This is a genomic window from Streptomyces sp. NPDC058864, assembly GCF_042742985.1.
In the GTDB taxonomy this organism is placed as follows: Bacteria; Actinomycetota; Actinomycetes; order Streptomycetales; family Streptomycetaceae; genus Actinacidiphila.
In genome coordinates this window covers 873-22,592 of sequence record NZ_JBHYMQ010000079.1, presented here as the reverse complement: position 1 = coordinate 22,592, position 21,720 = coordinate 873, and the positions used below count along the sequence as shown (strand labels likewise).

Sequence of the window (21,720 nt, the reverse complement as noted above, 5' to 3'; positions counted from 1 at the left end):
GTCCAGGTGGTGCTGACGGGGCCGTACGGAGGACGGCACCGTATCGCGCGGAGCGCGTCAGCGGCCGCGCAGGCGGCGTACGAGGATGCTCGCGTCGCCGCGGGACTCGAGGTCGGCCAGGACCACCGCGACCGCCTCGCGGACGATGCGCCCGCGGTCCACGGCGAGACCGTGCTCCCCGCGCAGGACGAGCCGGGCGTGCTCGAGGTCCATGAGTTCCTCGGCGGAGACGTAGACGGTGATCTTCTCGTCGTGGCGCTCGCGCCCGCTGGGCCGTCTTGGGGCCCGTCCGGACTTGCGGCGCGGCTGCGGGGGCTGCGGCGGCTGCGGGGCCGCCTGGGGGCCCGTGGAGCCCGTTGCGGGGGCCTGCAGGCCCCGCCGGACGGGCGGACCCGCCTGTTCGGGGACGGAGCGGGCCGCGGGGGCCGGCGGGGCGCCGGGGACGGCGGTGTCCCGGCCGCCGTGCTCGGCGGCCTCGGAGGGCGTCGCGGACTCGCTGACGGGCGCCTCCTCGGGCGCCGGTTCCCCGGCGGGGGCCGGCACGGGCCGCAGCGGGCGTTCGCCGGAGGCGCCGGAGTCCGTGCCGGGGCCGCCGCCCGGGCCCGCGCCGGGAGTCTCGCCGTTGGCGTGCTGCCGTGGCGTCGGGGACTGGAGTCCCCGTCCTCCTGTCGTGCGGAACAGTTCGTCGGCCCCCGGGAGACTCACTCGGCGTGACACCGGGCGAGCACCTCCCTGGCGAGCTGGCGATAGGCGGCGGCACCCACCGAGTTGGAGGCGTAGGTGGTGATCGGCTCACCGGCGACCGTGGTCTCCGGGAAGCGGACGGTCCGTCCGATGACGGTGTGGAAGACGTGGTCGTCGAACGCCTCGACGACACGCGCCAGCACTTCGCGGCTGTGCACGGTCCGCGAGTCGTACATCGTGGCGAGGATGCCGTCCAACTCCAGCTCGGGGTTGAGCCGTTCCTTGACCTTCTCGATGGTCTCGGTGAGCAGCGCGACACCGCGCAGCGCGAAGAACTCGCACTCCAGCGGCACTATCACCTGGTGGGCCGCGGTCAGCGCGTTGACGGTCAGCAGGCCGAGCGACGGCTGGCAGTCGATGATGACGTAGTCGTAGTCGGGCAGCAGCGGCTTCAACGCCCGCTGCAGCGAGGACTCGCGGGCCACCTCGCTGACCAACTGGACTTCCGCGGCCGACAGGTCGATGTTGCTGGGCAGCAGGTCCATGCCGGGCACCGCCGTCTTCAGCAGCACCTCGTCGGCCGAGAGCCCGCGTTCCATCAGCAGGTTGTAGACCGTGACGTCCAGTTCCATCGGGTTGACGCCGAGGCCGACGGAGAGCGCGCCCTGCGGGTCGAAGTCGACCAGGAGGACGCGGCGGCCGTATTCGGCGAGCGCGGCACCCAGGTTGATGGTCGAGGTCGTCTTGCCGACGCCGCCCTTCTGGTTGCACATGGCGATGATCTTCGCCGGACCGTGGTCCGTCAGCGGGCCCGGGATCGGGAAGTACGGCAACGGGCGACCGGTGGGGCCGACGCGCTCGCGGCGCTGGCGTGCCGCGTCGGGCGCGAGGGTGGCCGCGTACTCGGGGTCGGGTTCGTACTCCGCGTCGGGGTCGTAGAACTGACCGTCCTGCAGCTCTTCTTCGTATTGGGCCATGGGGTTCGCGTAACGCGTCTCGTTGTCTGTACCGGCCCTGCGCGCCTCGAACGTCCGGACGGCCACGGAGGCCACCGGTCCGAGCCGTGCGGAGCCCTCGGTCTGCACGGTCATTCCTGGCTGACCACCCCCGGGAGCAAATGTCGACTCATTCACAAGTCGTCTTACCTCCTTGGTGACCAGGAAACTTCTCAATAGGTCAGCGTTGCAGCATGCCGACGGTTGGCGACTCTATGGCGTGTCGGTGGTTCACAGCAACACAATCCACCGGACACGGCACGATGTGTCGGCAACCGAACGTCTCGCTGTCAAGGGTGTAACGACGACGCCGGGGATGTTTCACGGGGGTACGAATCGGCAAAACAGTATGGTTCCACGCGAACGGCCGGGTCTTGGGACTCAAGACCCGGCCGTGCGTACCGCATTGGCGACAAGTTGACGCCGACGCGAAAAATCGATCAATCGACGAGGTGGCCGTCAGCCGAGGACGGCGGCGAGGTCCACCGTGTCCAGGCCGTGCGCCTCGGCGACCGGGCCGTAGACGACCTGGCCCTCGTGGGTGTTGAGGCCCTTGGCGAGCGCGGCGTCCCGGCGCAGCGCCTCGCGCCAGCCGCGGTTGGCCAGCTCGACGATGTAGGGCAGCGTCGCGTTGGTGAGCGCGTAGGTCGAGGTGTTCGGCACCGCGCCAGGCATGTTGGCGACGCAGTAGAAGACCGAGTTGTGCACGGTGAAGGTCGGCTCGGCGTGCGTGGTGGGACGGGAGTCCTCGAAGCAGCCGCCCTGGTCGATGGCGATGTCGACGAGCACCGAGCCCGGCTTCATGCGCGAGACCAGCTCGTTGGTGACGAGCTTGGGGGCCTTGGCACCCGGGATCAGGACCGCGCCGATGACGAGGTCGGCGTCGAGGACCGCCTTCTCCAGCTCGAAGGCGTTGGAGACGATGGTCTGCACCTTGGTGCCGAAGATCTTGTCGGCCTCGCGCAGCTTGTTGATGTCCCGGTCGAGCAGGGTGACGTGGAAGCCCATGCCGACGGCGATCTGCGCGGCGTTCCAGCCGGAGACGCCGCCGCCGATGACGACGGCCTTGGCCGGGGCCACGCCCGGGACGCCGCCGGGGAGCACGCCGCGGCCGCCGGCCGAGCGCATCAGGTGGTACGCGCCGACCTGCGGGGCGAGCCGGCCGGCCACCTCGGACATCGGGGCGAGCAGCGGCAGCTGGCGGTTGGCGAGTTCGACGGTCTCGTACGCGATCGCGGTGGTGCCGGACTCCAGCAGCGCGTCGGTGCACTCGCGGGACGCGGCCAGGTGCAGGTAGGTGAAGAGGGTCTGGTCCTTGCGGAGCCGGTGGTACTCCTCCGCGATGGGCTCCTTGACCTTCAGCACCAGGTCGGCGACGGCCCACACCTCGTCGGCGGTCGCGAGGATGGTCGCGCCCGCGGAGACGTACTCCTCGTTAGGGATCGACGAGCCGACGCCGGCGTCCTGCTCCACGAACACCTCGTGGCCGCCTCGGACGAGCTCGTGCACGCCGGCGGGGGTGATGGCCACGCGGAACTCGTTGTTCTTGACTTCGCGGGGGATGCCGACCTTCACGTCGATCACGGTCCTGTTCACGGGAGTGGAGGGTTTTGGCAGGTCTACGGACATGTCACCCCATGAGGGGGTACGTCGGACCTGACCGCGATGTGCTGCGGTGTGACCAAGTGTAGTGAAGGAAGAGTCGCTGTCCAGCCTTACAAAGTGACTACTTTCAGCGAAGGCATTGGCAGTTTCGTAGGTACAGCTCGCTTACGGCGTGATCCGAGGGCCCCAAGTGGGCCCGCGGCCCCGGAAACCGGGGCCCTCAGTCCTGACCGGGCTGCGGAATCTCCTCGGCGGGCAGCAGCCGGCGCGCCGCGGCCCGCTGCAACCGGGCACCCGCGGAATCCCCCAGCCGGTCCAAGGTGTCGGCCATGCGCAGCAGCACCGCGCCCTCCAGCCGCCGCTCCTTGGCCTGCCGCGCCCAGTACAGGGCGTCGCGGCAGGTCCGCAGCGCGTCCTCCGGATGCCCCGCGTACTCCTGGACCCGGGCCACCTCGCTGAGAGCACGGGCCTGCGCCGGCAGGTCCTTCAGCCGCCGGTGCGCGGCGGCCGCGGCACGCCACTCGCGCAGCGCGTTGCCGTAGTGGCCGGCGTAGGTGAACAGGGCACCGAGCCGGGAGTGCAGCCGCGCCTGGTGGACGGTCTCGCCGCGGGCCTGCCGCAGGGCCAGCGCCCTGCCGTACCAGTCGGAGGCGCGCTGCGGATCGTCCAGTTCCAGGTAGGTCCCGGCGATGGCCTCCAGCGCGCGGCCCTCGGCGTCCCCGTCGTACGCCTCCCGGGACGCGACCAGCGCGGCCCGGTAGCGGTCGAGGGCGTCCAGCGGGCGGACCGCCTCCACGTCCAGGTCGCCGATGTTCAGCAGGGCCGCCGCCTTCTCGCGGTGCAGTCCGCGCCGCTCGGCGACGTCCAGCACAAGGTGGTGGAGCCGGTAACGCTCCGGCGCGGTCGCGCCGCCGTCGGGGTCCGCGGCCAGGGCCCGCACCAGCGCCGCCATGAGGCGGCGGGCCAGCGTGTCCAGTTCGCCGTCCGCGACCGCCATCCGCGCGGCGGCCAGCAGGACCGGCAGCCGCATCCGCAGCCACCCGGCCGCGACCGGACGGCTGGGGAAGCGCAGCGACTTGGGCAGCCCGTCCGGCTCCGTCTCGCCCTCCAGGCACATCCGGCACGCGTGCAGCAGCCGTACCGTGCGCTCCAGCATCCGGGCGCGGGCGAGCTGCACCTCGGACGCCTTCTCCGTGCTCTCCAGCAGCGCCCGCAGCGGCGGGGTGAGCCAGCCCGGCACGCGGTACTGCGCCGGGAGGTCGCCGGCCGCCGGCTCGGGGTGCAGCAGCCCGCAGGCGGCCAGGTCGGCCAGGGTGGCCTGCGCGGCCTCGACCGAGCAGCCGCCCAGCGCGGAGGCGGTCTGCGCGTCGGTCAGGCCCGAGGGGGCGAGCGCGAGCAGCCGCAGCATGCGGGCCACGGCGGGCGAGAGCGCCCCGTACACGAAGCGGAAGGCGCGCAGCAGTTCCGGCGCGGGCGTGGCGCGCGGCGTGAGCGGCGGGCTGGTGCTGCCCTTCTCCTTCGTCTCCCCGGAGCCGCCGGCGTCCCGCGCGCCGCCGGGCGCCTTCGCGGCCGGGTCGGCGGAGGCGCCCGCGCGGCGCAGCACACGTGCCTGCCCGTCCGCGCCGGCCAGACCGCTCAACGCCTCGGGCAGCGGGCCGCTGCCCGTGCGGTGCCCGACGTCGGCGCGGAGCGTGCCGTTGCCGCGAATGGCCCGGACGCCTTCGGACGCGGCGGGGGCGGCCGCTCCCGCCGCCGCCTCGTCGGCGGCGTGCAGCCTGCGGCTGGCCTCGGCGACGGAGGTGCGCGGCTGGGCGGCGAGCCATGCGGCGACGAGCCGCAGCGCCGCGGGATGGCCGCCGCACTCCTGGGCCAGGCCCTCCGCGGCCCGGGGGTCGTTGGTGATCCGCACCCGCCCGACCGCCTCGACCAGCAGGTCGACGCACGCGGCCGGATCGAGCCCGCCCAGGGTGCACGGGCGTACGTCGTGGACGCCGGGCAGCGGCCCCTCGGCCGTGGCGACCAGCAGGTTCCCCGAGCCCCTGGGCATCAGGTCCAGCAGCTGCCGGGAGTCGACGACGTCGTCCAGCACCAGGACGGCCTTGCGTCCGTTGAGGGCGGTGCGCAGCTCGGCGAGCAGTTCCTCGCGCTCCGCGGCCGGCTCGGTCTCGACGTCCATCGCCCGCAGCAGGGCACGGGCGGACTGCTCGGACGGCACGGGACGGCCGTCGTTCTCGCTGAGCCGTACGTAGAACCGGCCGCCGGGATAGCGGTCGGCCACCTCGTGGGCGAGCCGCACGGCCAGCGCCGTGCGGCCCGAGCCCGGCCGGCCGGCCACGAGGAGCACCCGGCTGCCGTCGGGCGTCTGGCCGCGCAGGGCGGCCAGGCCCGGCCGGTCGATGTCGGCGCGCAGTTCCTCGAGCTCGCGGCGACGGCCGACGAATCCCGGCAGGCCGGGGGGCAACGTGCCGTGTGCCGGGGTCTGTGACGCCGACTCCCACGGGCCGTCGTCAGAGGCCGCCGCCGATGCGTCGGCGTCCAGCACGTGATCCGCCACGGGCCCACTCCCGTTCTCCTACGAACGGCAAGAGCCTAGTTCACGGCGAGGGTCCAACCCCCGTACGCGACGCGGCGGATCCCGCCAATGATCACCCTCTCGGACGATCGGATGGTCAGACCGAACGGGTCACGCGGAGAACGGTCGCGCGGGCCACTCGGCCTCGGCCGGGCGCAGCGACTCCAGGCCGTCCCCGGCCCGGGCGGCCTGCAGCGACAGCACACCGACCACGAGGCAGTTGTTGTGCAGCTCCCCCGCGAGGACACCGCGGACCAGCTCGTCCACCGGGACCCGGGCGAACTCCATGTCGGCCTCTTCCTCCGACACCTCGAAGCGCTCGCCCTCCACCTCGGACAGGCCCCGGGCCAGGAAGATCCGCACGGCCTCGTCGCAGCCGCCGGGCGTGGTGTACACGTCCGTGAGCACCCGCCAGTCCTCGGCCTTGACGTGCGCCTCCTCGTACAGCTCGCGCTGGGCGGCGTGCAGCGGGTTCTCGCCGGGGACGTCGAGCAGCCCGGCGGGGATCTCCCACAGCTTCATCCGCACGGGGTGGCGGTACTGCTTGAGGACCAGGACCCGGTCCCGGTCGTCGAGGGCGAGCACGGCCACCGAGCCCGGGTGGACCTGGTAGTCGCGCCGGGCCACGCTGCCGTCGGGCATGACGACGTCATCGGTGCGGACGCCGGTCTTCTTCCCGGTGAAGGGGGTGGCGGTGGCGGTGACCCGCCACTCCTCGGGAGTGTCCTTCAGCATGGTGCCCTCCGTACGCGGTGCGGGGGCGGGCCGTTCCCCGGCCCGCCCCCGCAACCGTACCGATCAACCCTTGAGGCGCTCGACGGCGGCCGCGACCAGACCCGCGAACAGGGGGTGCGGACGGGTCGGGCGGGACTTGAGCTCGGGGTGCGCCTGGGTGGCCACCAGGTAGGGGTGCACCTCGCGGGGGTACTCGACGTACTCGACCAGGGTGTTGTCCGGGGAGGTGCCGGAGAACTGCAGGCCGGCCTTCTTCTCCAGCTCGCCGCGGTAGGCGTTGTTCACCTCGTAGCGGTGGCGGTGCCGCTCCTCGACGTAGGGCTCGCCGCCGTAGACCTCGCGGACGATGGAGCCCTCGGCGAGCTTCGCCGGGTACAGGCCCAGCCGCATGGTGCCGCCGAGGTCGCCCTGGCCGGCGACGATGTCGAGCTGCTCGGCCATGGTGGAGATCACCGGGTGTGCGGTCGCCGGGTCGAACTCGGTGGAGTTGGCGTCCGGGATGCCGGCCAGGCTGCGGGCCGCCTCGATGACCACGCACTGCAGGCCCAGGCACAGGCCCAGCAGCGGGATGCGGTTCTCCCGGGCGTAGGTGATCGCCGAGACCTTGCCCTCCACACCGCGGTCGCCGAAGCCGCCGGGCACGCAGACCGCGTCCACGTCGCCGAGCTGGCGGGCCGCTCCTGCCGGGGTCTTGCACTCGTCCGAGGTCACCCACTTGATGTTGACCTTGGCGTTGTTGGCGAAGCCGCCGGCGCGCAGCGCCTCGGTCACCGACAGGTAGGCGTCGGGCAGGTCGATGTACTTGCCGACGAGCGCGACCTTCACCTCGTGCTCGGGCTCGTGGACCCGCTTGAGCAGGTCGTCCCACTGCGCCCAGTCGACGTCGCGGAAGGGCAGGTTCAGCTTGCGGACGACGTACGCGTCCAGGCCCTCGGTGTGCAGGACCTTGGGGATGTCGTAGATCGACGGGGCGTCGATCGCGGCGACCACGGCCTCCTCGTCGACGTCGCACATCAGCGAGATCTTGCGCTTGATGGAGGTCGGCACGTCACGGTCGGCGCGGAGCACGATCGCGTCGGGCTGGATGCCGATGCTGCGCAGCGCGGCGACCGAGTGCTGGGTCGGCTTGGTCTTCAGCTCGCCGGAGGGGCCGATGTACGGGAGCAGTGAGATGTGCACCACGAAGACGTTGTCCCGGCCGACCTCGTGCCGGACCTGCCGCACGGACTCCAGGAAGGGCAGCGACTCGATGTCGCCGACGGTGCCGCCGACCTCCGTGATCACCACGTCCACGTCCTCGGTCGCCATGCGCCGGATACGGGACTTGATCTCGTTGGTGATGTGCGGGATGACCTGCACGGTGTCCCCGAGGTACTCGCCGCGCCGCTCCTTGGCGATCACCGAGGAGTAGACCTGACCGGTGGTGACGTTGGCCGAGCCGGCGAGGTTCACGTCCAGGAAGCGCTCGTAGTGACCGATGTCCAGGTCGGTCTCGGCCCCGTCGTCCGTGACGAACACCTCACCGTGCTGGAAGGGGTTCATCGTGCCCGGGTCCACATTGAGGTACGGGTCGAGCTTCTGCATGGTGACGCGCAGACCCCGGGCCTTCAGCAGGGCGCCGAGGCTCGAGGCGGTCAGGCCCTTGCCGAGCGAGGAGGCGACACCCCCCGTGACGAAGAGGTGCTTGGTCGTCGTGGATTTGGGCGGCAGTGCCAACAGGGGGCTCCCGTGGTCGCGAGGTGGTGGTCGGGACGGCACCATGGTGGTGAAGAGGGGTGTCGTCGCGGCGGTTCAGTGGTTCAGCCCACCGGCCCACGGGCTACCAGGGTATCAGTGACGCGCACCAGACGGTGCGGGCGGCTCTCTGACGAAAAACGCGCTCACCGGGAGTCCGGTACGACAAAATGCACCCGACCGGCCCAGCGGGGGTGGTCGTCGCTTCCGCACAGCCCGCGTTGACGTCGTATCCTGCTCGGACACATCGATTCGATGCGAGTGAACCGGCACGGCACTACCCCGCCCGCTCCCGGGAAAGAGCTCGTCGACAGATCCACAGACCGCAATCACCGCCCCAGTCCCAAGGGGCGCCGCCGTCGTTCGACTGGGAGACCTACGTGGCCGGGCGTATCGAGGATTACGCACTCATCGGCGATATGCAGACCGCCGCCCTGGTGTGCCGGGACGGCACGGTCGACTGGCTGTGCCTGCCCCGCTTCGACTCCCCCGCGATCTTCGCGGGCCTGCTCGGCACGGAGGAGCACGGCTATTGGCGGCTCGGCCCCGCGCACGCCGACGGCACCCCGTCCCCGGCCGCCACCCGGCGCCGCTACCGGGGCGACTCCCTGGTGCTGGAGTCCGAGTGGGACACCCCCCGCGGCACGGTCCGTGTGATCGATTTCATGCCGCCGCGTGACGGCGCCCCGCAGCTGATCCGGATCGTCGAGGGTGTCAGCGGACGCGTGCCGATGCGGTCCGCGCTGCGCATGCGCTTCAGCTACGGCTGGGTCGTGCCCTGGGTGCACAAGGTGGGCGAGCGCACCGTCGCCGTCGCCGGTCCCGACTCCGTCTGGCACGACACCGATGTCGAGACGTACGGCAAGGACCTCACCACCTACGCGGACTTCACGGTGTCGCCCGGCGACCGCATCGCCTTCACCATCAGCTGGCAGCCCTCGCACAAGGAGCCGCCCCCGCTCGCCGAGCCCGAGGCGTCCTTGGAGGCCACCGAGGACTTCTGGCGCGAGTGGGTCGCCCAGTGCACGTACCACGGCCCCTACCGCGACGCCGTGGTCCGCTCCCTGATCACGCTCAAGGCCCTGACGTACGGGCCGACCGGCGGCATCGTCGCCGCTCCCACCACGTCCCTGCCCGAGGACATCGGCGGCGTCCGCAACTGGGACTACCGCTTCACCTGGCTGCGGGACGCGGCGATCACCCTGTCCTCCCTGCTGCGCACCGGCTACCGCGACGAGGCCCGCGCCTGGCGCGAGTGGCTGCTGCGCGCGGTCGCCGGCGACCCCGAGAACCTGCAGATCATGTACGGCATCGCCGGCGAGCGCGAGCTCGGCGAGACCGAGCTGGACTGGCTGCCCGGCTACGAGGGTTCGATCCCGGTCCGGGTCGGCAACGGCGCGGCCCACCAGCTGCAGCTCGACGTCTACGGCGAGGTCACCGAGGCCCTGCACCTGGCGCACATGACCGGCCTGGCCCGCAACGACTACGCCTCGCTCCTGCAGATCCGGCTCATCCAGTACCTGGAGGACCACTGGGACGAGCCGGACGAGGGCATCTGGGAGGTCCGCGGCCCGCGCCGGCACTTCGTCCACTCCAAGGTCATGGCCTGGGTCGCCGTCGACCGCACCGTCAAGCTCATCGAGTCCGGCGAGGTCGACGGCCCGCTGGAGCGCTGGCGCGAGCTGCGCGACGAGATCCACCGCGACGTGTGCGAGAAGGGCTACGACAAGGAACGCAACACCTTCACGCAGTCCTACGGCTCGCGCGAACTGGACGCCTCGCTGCTGCTCATCCCCCAGGTGGGCTTCCTGCCGCCGGACGACAAGCGCGTGATCGGCACCATCGAGGCGATCCAGCGGGAGCTGTCCACCGAGGACGGCTTCGTGCTGCGCTACCCGACCGACGCCCCGCCCGGCGGCGAGAACCTGGACGGCCTCCCCGGCGACGAGGGCGCCTTCCTCGCCTGCTCGTTCTGGCTCGCCGACGACCTCGCCATGATCGGCCGGGTCGACGAGGCCCGCAGGCTCTTCGAGAAGCTGCTGGCGCTCCGCAACGACCTCGGCCTGCTGGCGGAGGAGTGGGACCCGCGGCTGCAGCGGCAGGTCGGCAACTTCCCGCAGGCGTTCAGCCACGTGCCGCTGATCGACACGGCGCTGCGGCTCACCGCGAGCGGCGCGTACGGCGGCTGACCACGGGGCCGCCGCCCCCGGCGGCCCTCACCAAGAGGTCAACTCGTCGTAGATGCTGAGCACTTGGGCGACCGTGTCATCCTCGGTCGGCCAAGTGGCGGCCTGCGCGGGACCGGCCGCGGCCAGCATCGCGCGCCGCGCCGGGTCCCCCAGCAGACGGGTCACGGTGTCGGCGAGCGCCTTCGGACTGCCGTACGGCACCAGCACCGCCGCCTCGCCGACGAGTTCGGCGGTACCGCCGACGGAGGTCGCCACCAGCGGCGCCCCCGCGTGCAGCGCCTCCTGCGCGATCAGCGAGCGCGCCTCCCAGCGCGACGGCAGCACCACCACGTCGGCGGCGGCCAGGAGTTCGGGCACGTCGTCACGGCGGCCGAGCAGCCGCACCGGCAGCTCCTCCGCGTCGATCCGCTCCTGCAGCCCCGTACGCAGCGAGCCCTCGCCCGCGACGACCAGCAACGGCGCCGGATCCAGCCCCGCCCAGCCGTGGGCCGCGTCCAGCAGCACGTCGTAGCCCTTGCGCGGCTCCAGACGGCCCACCGCGAGCAGCAACGGCCGCTCCCCCACGGCGAATTCGTCCCGGGACTTCTGCCGGCGCCGCTCGGCCTCCGCCACCGCCTCCGCGGACGGCGCGACCCGCTGCGGGGCCGGCACCCCGATCGGCCCGAGCCGGGCGTCCCGGGCCCCTGCCGAACGGGCCCGGTCCACCAGGTCCGACGACGCGCCCAGCACGACCGCCGCCGCCCGCGCCACCCGGCGCTCCAGCAGCCGCAGCACCCGGCCCCGCGCCCCCTCGGCCAGCACCGCGCCGTGCCAGGTCACCACCAGCGGCGTACGGCGCCCGCTCAGCGCCATCATCGCCAGCAGCCCGGCCCGCAGCCCGTGCGCGTGCACCACGTCCGCCCCGGCGCAGGCCGCCCGCAGCGCCGTCACCACGGCGGCGTCCGCCCTCGGTTGCGAGCGCCGCGTGATCTCGACCGGAGCGAACCGCGCCCCCGCCGCACCGAATCCGTACCGCTCCTCGGCCTCGCCCGGCCCGCAGACCGTCACCTGGACGCCGCGCGCCACCAACCCGCCCGCCACGGAGGCGACATGGGCCCGCGCCGTCTCGCCCAGCACATGGACGGCGTGCAGCTGCCCGTGCAAGGGGCTCGGTGAACTGCTCACGCGGCGTCGGGCTCCTGACTCGGCATCGTGCGGAGGGTGGGTGGCGGGGTTGCTCCCTCAAGGATGCCAGGCCGATGGGCCATCCAGGGAGCGATGCCCCACCCCCACCCGGCCACACGTACGCGGGACCACCCTTACGAGTGCCCCCCGCTCCCCCATCGCGCCGACCCCGCACCCGTAAGCCGGGGTACTCGCCATCAGGCGTGGCGCGCGCGGGCGCACGGCCGCGCGCCGGGACGGCGGCATCGACAAGGACCGCGCCGACGGTGCCCCCGAGGCACGCTCCGAGCACGACCGACGAAAACCCCTCCCCGCACCCGCCGAACGGCATCCCGCAGGCGAGACGGGCCCCCGTCACCCGGGCACGGTGGTCGACCACCCACCGCCGGACGTGACGTCCACGGACACGCGACCGCGCCTCAGGAGGGCGGAGCCTCCCGCGGACCGGCCGGCGCCCTCCCACGACCACCTCGCCCGCAGCCGTCCGGACCACGGTGACGGTGGCAGCCGGAACACGCTCTGAGCACGACCGACGAAAACCCCTCCCCGCACCCGCCGGACGGCGCCCCGCAGGCGGGACGGGCCCCGGTCGGAGGCCGGAGGCCCTCCCGGCGACGGACCGCACCGGCGCGGCACCCGGCCCACGACCGGGGCGGGCGCGTCGCCGGGCGTCAAGGCAGGGCGGCACGCCGCGCACCCGGTCCCGGCGCGCGTCAGCGCGCTTCGCGGGCTGCGGCCAGGAGTTCCTCCGCGTGGGCGCGGCCGAGTTCCGAGTCCTCCAGGCCGGCGAGCATCCGGGAGAGCTCGCGCACGCGTTCCTCGCCCTCGAGGACGCGGACCCCGCTGCGGGTGACGGACCCGTCGTTGGTCTTCTCGACCAGCAGCTGCCGGTCCGCGAACGCCGCCACCTGCGGCAGGTGCGTGACGACCACGACCTGCGCGGTGCGCGCCAGACGCGCCAGGCGCCGGCCGACCTCGACGGCGGCCTTGCCGCCGACGCCCGCGTCGACCTCGTCGAACAGGTACGTCGGCACCGGGTCCGACCCGGCGAAGACGACCTCGACGGCGAGCATCACCCGGGACAGCTCACCGCCGGAGGCGCCCTTGGCGATGGGCCGGGGCGGGGCGCCGGGGTGGGGCGCCAGCTGCAGCTCCACCTCGTCCGCGCCGGTCGCGCCGAAGGCGACCCGGCGGCCACCGACCTCGATGCCCTCCGCGTCCTCCGTCTGCCGGAGGGCGACGCCGACACGGGCGTGCGGCATGGCGAGCTGCGCGAGTTCCGCCGTGACGGCCGCGGCGAAGCGTTCCGCCGCCTCCGCGCGGGCGTCGGTGAGGGCCTGGGCGAGGTCGCCGAGCTCGGCGCGCAGCGCGTCGCGCTCCGACGTGAGCTCCTCGATCCGCTCGTCGTCGCCGTCCAGCTCGCCCAGCCGGGCCGCGCCCTGCTCGGCCCACGCCAGGACGGCGTCGATGCTCTCCCCGTACTTGCGGGTGAGGTGGGCCAGGACGGCCCGCCGCTCCTCCACGGCCGCCAGGCGCCGCGGATCGGCGTCCAGGTCGTCGGCGTACCCGGCGAGCTCCCCGGCGACGTCGCCGAGGAGGATGCCGATCTCGCCGATCCGGTCCGAGAGCGCGGCCAGCGCCGGGTCGTGGGAGCGGACGGCGTCCAGGGCGCGCTGGGCGCCGGCGACGAGCATGCCCGCATCGACGCCCTCCGGGTCCTCGGGGTTCCCCGCGAGCGCGGCGTGCGCCAGGGCCGCCGCCGACGCGAGCGCCTCGGCGTGCCCCAGCCGCTCCGCCTCGGCGGCCAGGTCGGCGTCCTCGCCCGGCAAGGGCTCGGCCGCGGCGACCTCCTCCAGGCCGAAGCGCAGCAGGTCCGCCTCCTGGGCCCGCTCGCGGGCCCGTGTGGTCAGCTCGTCCAGCTCGCCCGCGACCTCGCGCACCCGCCGGTAGGCGGCCGCGTACTTGGCCAGCGGCACGGCGACGGCGTCGCCCGCGTACCGGTCCAGCGCCTCCCGTTGGCGGGCCGGCCGCAGCAGTCCCTGCTGGTCGGTCTGGCCGTGGACGGCGACCAGCTCGTCCGCCAGCTCGCTCAGCAGGCCCACGGGGACCGAGCGCCCGCCGACGAAGGCCCTGGACCGGCCCTCCGCCGAGACGGTACGGCTGATCAGCAGCGCGCCGTCGTCCAGCTCGGCGCCGGCCTCCTCGGCCCGCACGGCGGCGGGCGCGTCGGCACCCAGGGTGATCCGTCCCTCGACGGACGCCGATTTCGTCCCGATCCGGACCAGGCCGGGATCGGCACGGCCGCCCAGCAGCAGCCCGAGGCTCGTGACGACCATGGTCTTGCCCGCGCCGGTCTCACCGGTCACCGCGGTGAAGCCGGGCGACAGCTCGACCACGGCGTCCTCGATGACTCCCAGCGACCGGATACGCATTTCCTCCAACACGGATACGACCATACGAGGTTTGCCTGCCGCCGCGCGACGGGCCTCACCCCTGAGGGGAAACTCAGTGCGGCGCGCCCCGCCAGCCGGCCACGGGCAGCGCGAACTTCGCGACCAGCCGATCGGTGAACGACGCGTGGTGGAGCCGCGCCAGCCGGACCGGCACCGCGCCCCGCCGGACCTCCACGCGGGCCCCGGCCGGCAGGTCCACCGAGCGCCGCCCGTCGCACCACAGCACGCCGTGCGGGGTCTTCGGCTGCACCTCCACCGCCAGCACCGACCTCGGCGAGGTCACCAACGGCTTCGCGAAGAGCGCGTGGGCGCTGATCGGCACCATCAGCAGGGCCTCGACCTCGGGCCAGACCACCGGCCCGCCGGCCGAGAAGGCGTACGCGGTCGAGCCGGTCGGGGTCGCCATCACCACCCCGTCGCCGCCGAAGCGGGAGACCGGACGGCCGTCCACCTCCGTGACGACCTCCAGCAGCCGCTCGCGCGCCTGCTTCTCCACCGAGGCCTCGTTCAGCGCCCAGTCGGTGTGGACGACCTGGCCGTCGTTGCGCACCAGGACGTCGATGGTCATGCGCTCCTCGACCTCGTAGTCGCGGGTGACCACCCGGTCGACGACCTTGTCCAGGTCGTCGCGCTCGGCCTCCGCGAGGAAGCCGACCCGGCCCAGGTTGACCCCGAGCATCGGCACCCCGGAGGCGCGGGCGAACTCCGCGCCGCGCAGCAGCGTGCCGTCACCGCCCAGGACGATGATCAGCTCGCAGTCCGCGACGGTCTCCGGGCCGATCTCCTGCACCCGCTGCACCGCGCCGTTCCCCGGCAGCGTCAGGTCCTCGGCCTCCTCCGCCAGCACCCGTACGCCGATGTTGCAGCGCTTCAGTCCCTGGACCACCCGCTCGGCGCTGCGGATGGCCGCCGGCCGCCCGGTGTGGGCGAGCAGGAAGACGGTGCGTCCGGACGTCCCGTGCACCTCGTGCGTCTCGTGCGTCTCGCTCAACGCGGCCCCTCCGCCACAGCGCGGTCGACATCCGCCGGGTCCAGTTCGGGCGCCCCGGCGCGCAGCCACAGAAAGTACTCCACATTCCCCGACGGTCCCGGCAACGGGCTCGCGGTCACGCCCAGCACCCCCAGTCCCAGTGCGGCCGCCTGCTCGGCGACCTGTCGTACGGCCTCGGCGCGCAGCTGAGGGCTGCGGACCACACCGCCGCTGCCCAGTCGTTCCTTGCCCACCTCGAACTGCGGCTTGACCATCAGGACCAGGTCCGCGTCGGGCGCGGCGCAGCGTACGAGGGCGGGCAGGACGAGCCCGAGCGGGATGAAGGACAGGTCACCGACGACAAGGTCGACCGGCGCGTTGTCGATCTGCTCGAGCGTCAACTCGCGGACGTTTGTACGGTCCTTGACCGTGACGCGTTCATCGCTCTGCAGCGACCACGCGAGCTGCCCGTAGCCGACGTCGACGGCGACGACCCGCGCCGCCCCGCTGCGCAGCAGGACGTCGGTGAAGCCGCCCGTGGACGCCCCGGCGTCCAGCGCGCGGCGCCCCTCCACGACCAGCCCCCGGGGCACGAACGCCGCCAGCGCCCCGGCCAGCTTGTGCCCGCCGCGGGAGACGTAGTCCGGGTCCGAGTCGTCCTTCGTCACGACGACGGCGGCGCTGGTCTCCACCTGCGTGGCGGACTTCGTCGCGGTCGTCCCGCCCACGGTCACCCGGCCGGCGGCGATCAGCTGCCCGGCGTGCTCCCGTGAGCGGGCGAGGTTCCGGCGCACCAGCTCGGCGTCGAGTCGGCGTCGTGCCACGTGAGGTTCAGCTCCTGTTGTCGTCGTCGAGTCTCGTGAGCGTGTCGCGCAGCCCACGGTGTACATCCTCGTACACCTCGACGTGGTCCTCGGTGGGAAGCAGGTCGGCATCCTGCAGGCGGACAAGGACGGCGTCCACCTCGGTATTCCCCGTCGCGTCCAGCACGACCCCCAGCGGACGCGGCGCCGTGTCGGCGACCGCCCCCGCCGGGGCCGGGGCGTCGGCCCCGGCTTCCGGTCCGGGCGCGGCCGCCACGGTCTCGGGCCCGCTCTCAGCCACGCCCCTTCGCCTCCTGCGTGCGGGCCGCCGTCTTCTTGGCGGGGGCAGCCTTCTTCGCCGGGGTCGCCTTCTTGGCGGCCGCCGTCTTCTTGGCGGGGGCGGTGGAGGCGGTGGCCGGGGTGGCCTTCCTGGCGGCGGTCTTCTTCGCGGGCGCAGCGCCAGCGGTGCCGGACGTGGCCGCGGTCCTCTTGGCCGTGGCGGCCGGGGTGGCCTTCTTCGCCGGGGTGGCCTTCTTCGCCGCGGACGCGGTCCGGGAGGCGGCTGCCTTCTCCGCCGGGGCGGCCTTCTTGGCGGGGGCGGTCTTCTTCGCCGCAGGCACCGCCCTCTTCGCCGCGGGCGCCTTCGCCGGGGCGGCGTTCTTGCGCGCCACCGGAACGGCGGCCGGGCCGGCGGCCTTGCCGGGCTCCGCGGCCACAGGCGTCGCGGGAGGCTGCGCGGGGGCGGCGTTCTTGCGCGCCACCGGCGTGGCCCCGGAGGTGCCCGTCCGCGCGGGCTTCTTCGCGGGCGCGGGCGCGGGGGCAGTCGCAGGCGCGGACGCCCGCCCGTCGACCGGCACCTGCTCCACCGGCGGCTGCGGCGGCACGTACAGACCGGGGTCCGGCTCCTCGTCCGCCAGGTCGGCATCGGCCGGCTCCCGGTCGCCGTCCTCCAGGTTGCGGATGCGGCGCTCCAGGGCCTCCAGGACGACACCGACCTTGGTGACCTCGTCCGCGAGCCGCCCGACCCGGCTCATCGCCTTGTCGACCTCCTCGCGGATGAGCCCCACGAGCAGGTCGCGATTGGCCCGTCCCGACGCCATCAGCTCGTCCGCGAGCGTCTGCACCTCGGGCGGGATGCGCTCGCCGATGCTCCGCTGGACCGCGTCGACGTCTATCCCGGTCTGGTCGAGCAGTTCCTTCGCCGCTCCGACCGCCCGTCGCCGGGTGGCCTCGGTCAGGCCGCCCGCGATCTGCAGACAGGTCCGCAACGCGTCCCGCATACGCCCTCACTCCTCGCCTTCGCCAGTTCCCCAGACTTCGTCGGTCACGACGCTACCGCCTATGGCACCGCATCTCCCCGACGGTCCGCTGCGGTACGGTCGATCAAGACCAGCACGAGCCGACGTCCGAACGGGAGACGCACAGCCCATGGCGACCATCGAGGAGTGCCGCAGCGCGCTCGAGCGGCTGTCCGAGAACCTCGCCGGGACCGAGGGGGACCTGCGCAGCGCGGCCGCCCTCGACCGCTCGCTGAGCTGCCGCATCACCGATCTCGACGTCACCTTCGTGGGGCGTCTGGTGGACGGTCGCATCCAGGACGTGGTCACCGTGCAGGGCCCGCCGGCCGAACGCGCCGAGATAAGGCTCACCATGGCCGGTGACGACCTCGTCGCGCTCGTTGACGGCAGGCTGCACTTCGCGAAGGCGTGGGGCAGCGGCAGGGTCAAGCTGGAGGCGGGCTTCCGCGACCTGCTGCGGCTGCGCAAGCTCCTCTAGAGCCCCGGAGCCCTGGAACCCCGAGGAACCCCGAGCGCCTGTCGCCCTAGAGCCCCAGCCGGTCCAGCGCCTTCCCCGCGTCCAGGTCGCAGGTGCCGTCCCCGGCCCATGTCCAGGCGGCCGCGCACAGCGCCCGCAGCCCGTCCATGGGTTCGCCTCCGCCCTCGTCGTCACGGTGCAGCAGCACCCCGTCGCCCACCGACGCGGTCCAGCCCCCGCAGCGGTACGCGCCCCGGCCGGCGTCCGTGACCTCGGGCTGCGGGGTGAGCAGACCACGCAGGTCGGCGTCCACGTAGGTGGGCCGGTGCTCGGGAGGGGCCGCGAGCAGCAGCGCGGGGGTGGTGACCCCAGTGAACACCAGCAGCGAGTCGACGCCGCCCGCGTGGGCGCCCTCGATGTCGGTGTCGAGCCGGTCGCCGACCACGAGCGGCCGCCGCGCGCCGGTCCTGATGACCGTCTCGCGGTGCATGGGCGGCAGCGGCTTGCCCGCGATCTGCGGGTCGCCGCCGGTCGCGATCCGGACGACCTCGACGAGCGCGCCGTTCCCCGGCGCAGTGCCGCGCGCGGTCGGGATGGTCAGGTCCGTGTTGGACGCGAACCACGGCACACCGCGGTTGACCGCGTACGCCGCCTCGGCAAGCTGCTCCCAGCCCACCGCGGGCGAGTAGCCCTGCACGACCGCCGCGGGGTCGTCGTCGGCCGAGTCGACCGGCTGGAGCCCGCGTTCGCGCAGCGCCTCGACGAGCCCCTCGCCGCCGATCGCGAGCACCCGTGCACCCGCCGGGACCTGATCCGCGATCAGCCGGGCCACCGCCTGGGCGGAGGTGATCACCTCTCCGGCCTCGGCCGGCACACCGAGCCGCGTCAGGTGCTCCGCCACGGCCCGCGGGGTGCGGGCGGCGTTGTTGGTGACGTACGCCAGTCGCATGCCGTGCGCCCGCGCCGCGCCGAGCGACTCGACGGCGTGCGCGATCGCGTCACCACCCGCATAGACCACTCCGTCGAGATCGAGCAGAGCCGTGTCGTACGCCTGGTCAAGAGGCCTTTCACTGCCGGCCGGGCCGGTCCGGTGGTTCATCGGGCGGTCGCTCCTCGTATGTCGTCGATCACTCGGCACACTTCGCGGACATGACCCGCGTAGCATGCCCGGATGAACAATTCCGGACCCGCTGTACGGGGCCTGCGGCTGGCGCCGTTCCGCGCGCTCCGCTACGTCCCCGAGCGGGTCGGCAGCCTGGCCGCGGTCACCTCGCCACCGTACGACGTCGTCGTCCGGCCCGAGGGACAGCGGCACCTGGAGACAGCCGACCCGCACAACGTCGTGCGGCTCATCCTGCCCACCGCCGAGCCCCCGGACGGCCGGCACCGCAAGGCCGCCTGGGCGCTGTTCCAGTGGCAGGAGGAGGGCGTCCTGGCCCTCGACCCGAAGCCCGCCCTTTACGTGTACGAGCAGCGCGAGGGCGATCAGGTGCAGCGCGGCCTCATCGGCGCCCTCCGGCTGACCCCGCCCGAGGAGCGGATCGTGCTGCCGCACGAGGACGTCATGCCCGGCCCGGTCGCCGACCGCGCGGCCCTCATGCGCGCGACGGCCGCGAACCTCGAACCGCTGCTGCTGGCGTACCGGGGCGACGACGGGGAGGCTGCCGAGGTCGTCGAACGCACCGTCGCGGGGCCGCCCTTGCTGGCCACGACGACCGAGGACGGCATCCACCACCGTCTGTGGGCGATCACGGACCCGCGGGCGATCGCGGCGGTCGACGCCGACCTGTCCCGGCACCAGGCCGTCATCGCCGACGGCCACCACCGCTGGGCCACGTACCTGCTGCTGCAGGCCGAGCACGAGGCCCCCAGCCCGTGGGACTACGGCCTGGTGCTGCTGGTCGACACCGCCCGCTACCCGCTGCGGGTCCGCGCCATCCACCGCGTGCTCCCGCAACTGCCCGTCGCGCAGGCTGTCGAGGCGGCCCGCGGCGCCTTCCGCGTACGGGAACTGCCCGGCCCCCTCCCGGAGGCCCTGGCGGCCCTGGAGACCGCGGCGGCCGAGGGCAACGCGTTCCTGCTCACCGGCGACGGCCGCTTCCACCTCCTGGACCGGCCGGACCCCGGGGCCCTCGACCGCGCCATCCCCCAGGACCGGCCCGACGAGTGGCGGCAGCTGGACGCGACCGTGCTGCACAGCCTGCTCCTGGACAGGATCTGGGAAGTGCCCGACGCCCCCGAGCACATCCACTACATCCACGACACGGAGGCCGCGGTCGAACGTGCCGAGCAGTTCGGCGGCACGGCGGTGCTCATCCACCCGGTGCGCGAGAGCGTCGTGCACGACCTCGCCAAGCAGGGCGTGACGATGCCGCGCAAGTCGACCTCGTTCGGGCCGAAGCCGGCGACCGGGCTGGTGCTGCGCAGCCTGGAACTCGACGGCACCTCCGCCTGACCCCGCGCAACACGAAGGGCGGCATCCGCGTCATGCGGATGCCGCCCTTCGTCGCGGCGATCAGCCCTCGGTGCGCTCGCTGCGCTCGGAGGGCTCCTTGAACGGGTCGTCGAGGAACGCCGTCGGGTCGGCCTCGTCGGTCAGGTCGACGTCCGGCTCCCCGGCGTCACCGGCCACGCGGTCCTTGGGGCCCTCGTCGTCCTGCTGCTCGTCGTCCGCGTCGTCCTGGTCGTCCGCGCTGTCGGAGGCCTCGGCGCCCGGGGCGTCCTCGACCTCCTCGACGGCGGCGACGTCGTCGCGATCCGCCACGGCGGCCTCGTTCGCCGCCGGCTCCTCGTCGGCGTCCTCGTCCAGCGCGTCCACGAAGGCCACGCCGTCCAGCTGCGCCAGCCGGTCGGAGGCGTCCGTGCTGCCGTTCTGGTCGGCCTCCAGCGACTTGGCGAACCACTCGCGGGCATCGGCCTCACGACCCGCCGCGAGCAGCGCGTCGGCGTACGCGTACCGCAGCCGCGCCGTCCACGGGTGCACGGCGTTGGACGCCAGCTCGGGGCTCTGCAGGGTGACGACGGCGGCGTCGTTCTGGCCCATGTCGCGCCGGGCACCGGCGGCCACCAGGCGCATCTCCACCTGACCCGCGCGGTCCAGCTTGTGCACCTCCGGCGCACCCGCCATCTCCAGCGCGCGCTCCGGCCGGCCCATGCCGCGCTCGCAGTCCGCCATGACCGGCCACAGATCGACCGTGCCCGTCATACGGCGGCAGGCGCGGAACTCGGCCAGCGCCTCGGCGTACCGCTCCGTGGCGTACGAGGCGAACCCCGCCGCCTCACGCACGGCGGCGACACGGGACGCGAGTCGCAGCGCGACCCTGGAGTAGCCGTAGGCCAGGTCCGGGTCCTCGTCCAGCAGCCGGGCGACCATGACGAGGTTGCGCGCCACGTCCTCGGCGAGCGTCTTCGGCAGGCTCATGAGCTCCTGACGCACGCTGGGGTCGATCTCCTGACCCGTGACGTCGTCCGGGATCGGCAGCCGCTTGACGGGCTCCCGCTCCTCACGGCGCTCGTCACGGCCCCGGGTGTTCTCGAACCGCCCGCGCCCCTGCACGTACGGCCGGCGGCCGCCCTGGCCCCGCTCGTCCTCACGACGCGGGCCGCGCGGACGCTCGTCCCGCCGGTCGTCGCGACGGTAGCCGCCACGATCGTCGTCCCGCCGCGGGCCACGGGGCCGGTCATCCCGCCGGTCATCGCGCGGCCGGTCATCGCGGGGGCGGTCGTAGCGCGGGCGATCGTCGCGACGGAACCCACCACGGTCGTCCCGCCGGTCGTCACGCGGACGATCCCCACCGGGACGGTCATCGCGCGGCCGGTCGTAACGAGGACGGTCATCGCGACGGAACCCACCGCGGTCGTCCCGCCGGTCATCGCGCGGACGGTCATCGCGCGGGCGGTCGTAACGCGGACGGTCGTCGCGACGGAACCCACCACGGTCATCCCGCCGGTCGTCACGCGGACGATCCCCACCGGGACGGTCATCGCGCGGGCGGTCGTAACGCGGACGGTCATCGCGACGGAACCCACCACGGTCATCCCGCCGGTCGTCACGCGGACGA

17 protein-coding genes and 1 pseudogene are annotated in these 21,720 nt (G+C 73.6%); 3 read left to right on the top strand and 15 right to left on the bottom strand.

Annotated features, from left to right (window positions below; genetic code table 11):
* Positions 1-57: 57 nt before the first annotated feature.
* The 6 genes from ACFW3D_RS36300 to pyrG all read right to left on the bottom strand — a co-directional run bounded on the left by ACFW3D_RS36300 (position 58) and on the right by pyrG (position 8,301).
* On the bottom strand, positions 58-705 hold the full coding sequence (locus ACFW3D_RS36300; RefSeq protein ID WP_500511868.1) for a hypothetical protein: 648 nt from the start codon (positions 703-705) through the stop codon (positions 58-60).
* On the bottom strand, positions 702-1,775 hold the full coding sequence (locus ACFW3D_RS36295; protein ID WP_500511866.1) for a ParA family protein: 1,074 nt from the start codon (positions 1,773-1,775) through the stop codon (positions 702-704). Before ACFW3D_RS36295 ends, ACFW3D_RS36300 begins: the two co-directional genes overlap by 4 nt.
* A gap of 363 nt (positions 1,776-2,138) precedes the next feature.
* Positions 2,139-3,254: an alanine dehydrogenase gene (gene ald, locus ACFW3D_RS36290; RefSeq protein WP_500511905.1), complete on the bottom strand. Its 1,116-nt coding sequence runs from the start codon at positions 3,252-3,254 to the stop codon at positions 2,139-2,141.
* Positions 3,255-3,504: 250 nt separating this feature from the next.
* Positions 3,505-5,838 carry an NB-ARC domain-containing protein gene (locus ACFW3D_RS36285; RefSeq protein WP_500511865.1) on the bottom strand — a complete coding sequence of 778 codons (2,334 nt, stop codon included), beginning with the start codon at positions 5,836-5,838 and terminating at the stop codon, positions 3,505-3,507.
* A gap of 129 nt (positions 5,839-5,967) precedes the next feature.
* Complete coding sequence (locus ACFW3D_RS36280; RefSeq protein WP_500511863.1) at positions 5,968-6,591, bottom strand: NUDIX domain-containing protein; 624 nt, start codon at positions 6,589-6,591, stop codon at positions 5,968-5,970.
* A 63-nt stretch (positions 6,592-6,654) separates the two neighbouring features.
* Positions 6,655-8,301 carry a CTP synthase gene (gene pyrG, locus ACFW3D_RS36275; RefSeq protein ID WP_500511903.1) on the bottom strand — a complete coding sequence of 549 codons (1,647 nt, stop codon included), beginning with the start codon at positions 8,299-8,301 and terminating at the stop codon, positions 6,655-6,657.
* A 404-nt stretch (positions 8,302-8,705) separates the two neighbouring features.
* Here pyrG and ACFW3D_RS36270 point away from each other — a divergent pair, with 404 nt between their 5' ends.
* Positions 8,706-10,514, top strand: coding sequence for a glycoside hydrolase family 15 protein (locus ACFW3D_RS36270; protein ID WP_089226274.1), 1,809 nt, complete (start codon positions 8,706-8,708; stop codon positions 10,512-10,514).
* Positions 10,515-10,541: 27 nt separating this feature from the next.
* Here the strand turns inward: ACFW3D_RS36270 and ACFW3D_RS36265 are convergent, their stop codons facing one another.
* The 6 genes from ACFW3D_RS36265 to ACFW3D_RS36240 all read right to left on the bottom strand — a co-directional run bounded on the left by ACFW3D_RS36265 (position 10,542) and on the right by ACFW3D_RS36240 (position 17,184).
* Positions 10,542-11,678, bottom strand: coding sequence for a glycosyltransferase family 4 protein (locus ACFW3D_RS36265; RefSeq protein WP_500511861.1), 1,137 nt, complete (start codon positions 11,676-11,678; stop codon positions 10,542-10,544).
* Between the two features lie 713 nt (positions 11,679-12,391).
* Positions 12,392-14,134, bottom strand: coding sequence for a DNA repair protein RecN (recN, locus tag ACFW3D_RS36260; protein WP_500511859.1), 1,743 nt, complete (start codon positions 14,132-14,134; stop codon positions 12,392-12,394).
* Positions 14,135-14,183: 49 nt separating this feature from the next.
* On the bottom strand, positions 14,184-15,122 hold the full coding sequence (locus ACFW3D_RS36255) for an NAD kinase (RefSeq protein WP_500511857.1): 939 nt from the start codon (positions 15,120-15,122) through the stop codon (positions 14,184-14,186).
* Entirely contained in the window at positions 15,119-15,925 is an 807-nt protein-coding gene (locus tag ACFW3D_RS36250) for a TlyA family RNA methyltransferase (protein ID WP_500511855.1), read from the bottom strand. The genes ACFW3D_RS36255 and ACFW3D_RS36250 overlap by 4 nt, the downstream gene beginning before the upstream one ends.
* 7 nt (positions 15,926-15,932) lie before the next feature.
* Positions 15,933-16,205: a hypothetical protein gene (locus ACFW3D_RS36245; RefSeq protein WP_500511853.1), complete on the bottom strand. Its 273-nt coding sequence runs from the start codon at positions 16,203-16,205 to the stop codon at positions 15,933-15,935.
* The gene (locus ACFW3D_RS36240; protein WP_500511851.1) at positions 16,198-17,184 is read right to left on the bottom strand and encodes a histone; all 987 of its coding nucleotides are present in this window, start codon (positions 17,182-17,184) and stop codon (positions 16,198-16,200) included. The genes ACFW3D_RS36245 and ACFW3D_RS36240 overlap by 8 nt, the downstream gene beginning before the upstream one ends.
* 148 nt (positions 17,185-17,332) lie before the next feature.
* On the opposite strand from ACFW3D_RS36240, the gene ACFW3D_RS36235 reads away from it, so the two are divergent.
* A complete protein-coding gene (locus tag ACFW3D_RS36235; protein WP_500511849.1) occupies positions 17,333-17,680 on the top strand; it encodes a sterol-binding protein in 348 nt (115 codons plus the stop codon).
* Positions 17,681-17,726: 46 nt separating this feature from the next.
* Here ACFW3D_RS36235 and ACFW3D_RS36230 read toward each other — a convergent pair whose 3' ends face one another.
* Positions 17,727-18,758: an HAD-IIA family hydrolase gene (locus tag ACFW3D_RS36230; RefSeq protein ID WP_500511847.1), complete on the bottom strand. Its 1,032-nt coding sequence runs from the start codon at positions 18,756-18,758 to the stop codon at positions 17,727-17,729.
* 72 nt (positions 18,759-18,830) lie between these two features.
* Between ACFW3D_RS36230 and ACFW3D_RS36225 the strand changes: the two genes are divergently transcribed.
* Positions 18,831-20,114 (top strand): DUF1015 domain-containing protein, encoded by a 1,284-nt coding sequence (locus tag ACFW3D_RS36225; protein WP_500511845.1) that lies wholly within the window; start codon positions 18,831-18,833, stop codon positions 20,112-20,114.
* Between the two features lie 60 nt (positions 20,115-20,174).
* Here the strand turns inward: ACFW3D_RS36225 and ACFW3D_RS36220 are convergent, their stop codons facing one another.
* Positions 20,175-21,095, bottom strand: a complete 921-nt coding sequence (locus ACFW3D_RS36220) for a hypothetical protein (protein WP_500511843.1) — start codon at positions 21,093-21,095, stop codon at positions 20,175-20,177.
* Positions 21,077-21,720: pseudogene (locus ACFW3D_RS36215) on the bottom strand (hypothetical protein); the annotation flags it as partial. The gene ACFW3D_RS36220 and the pseudogene ACFW3D_RS36215, both read right to left, overlap by 19 nt.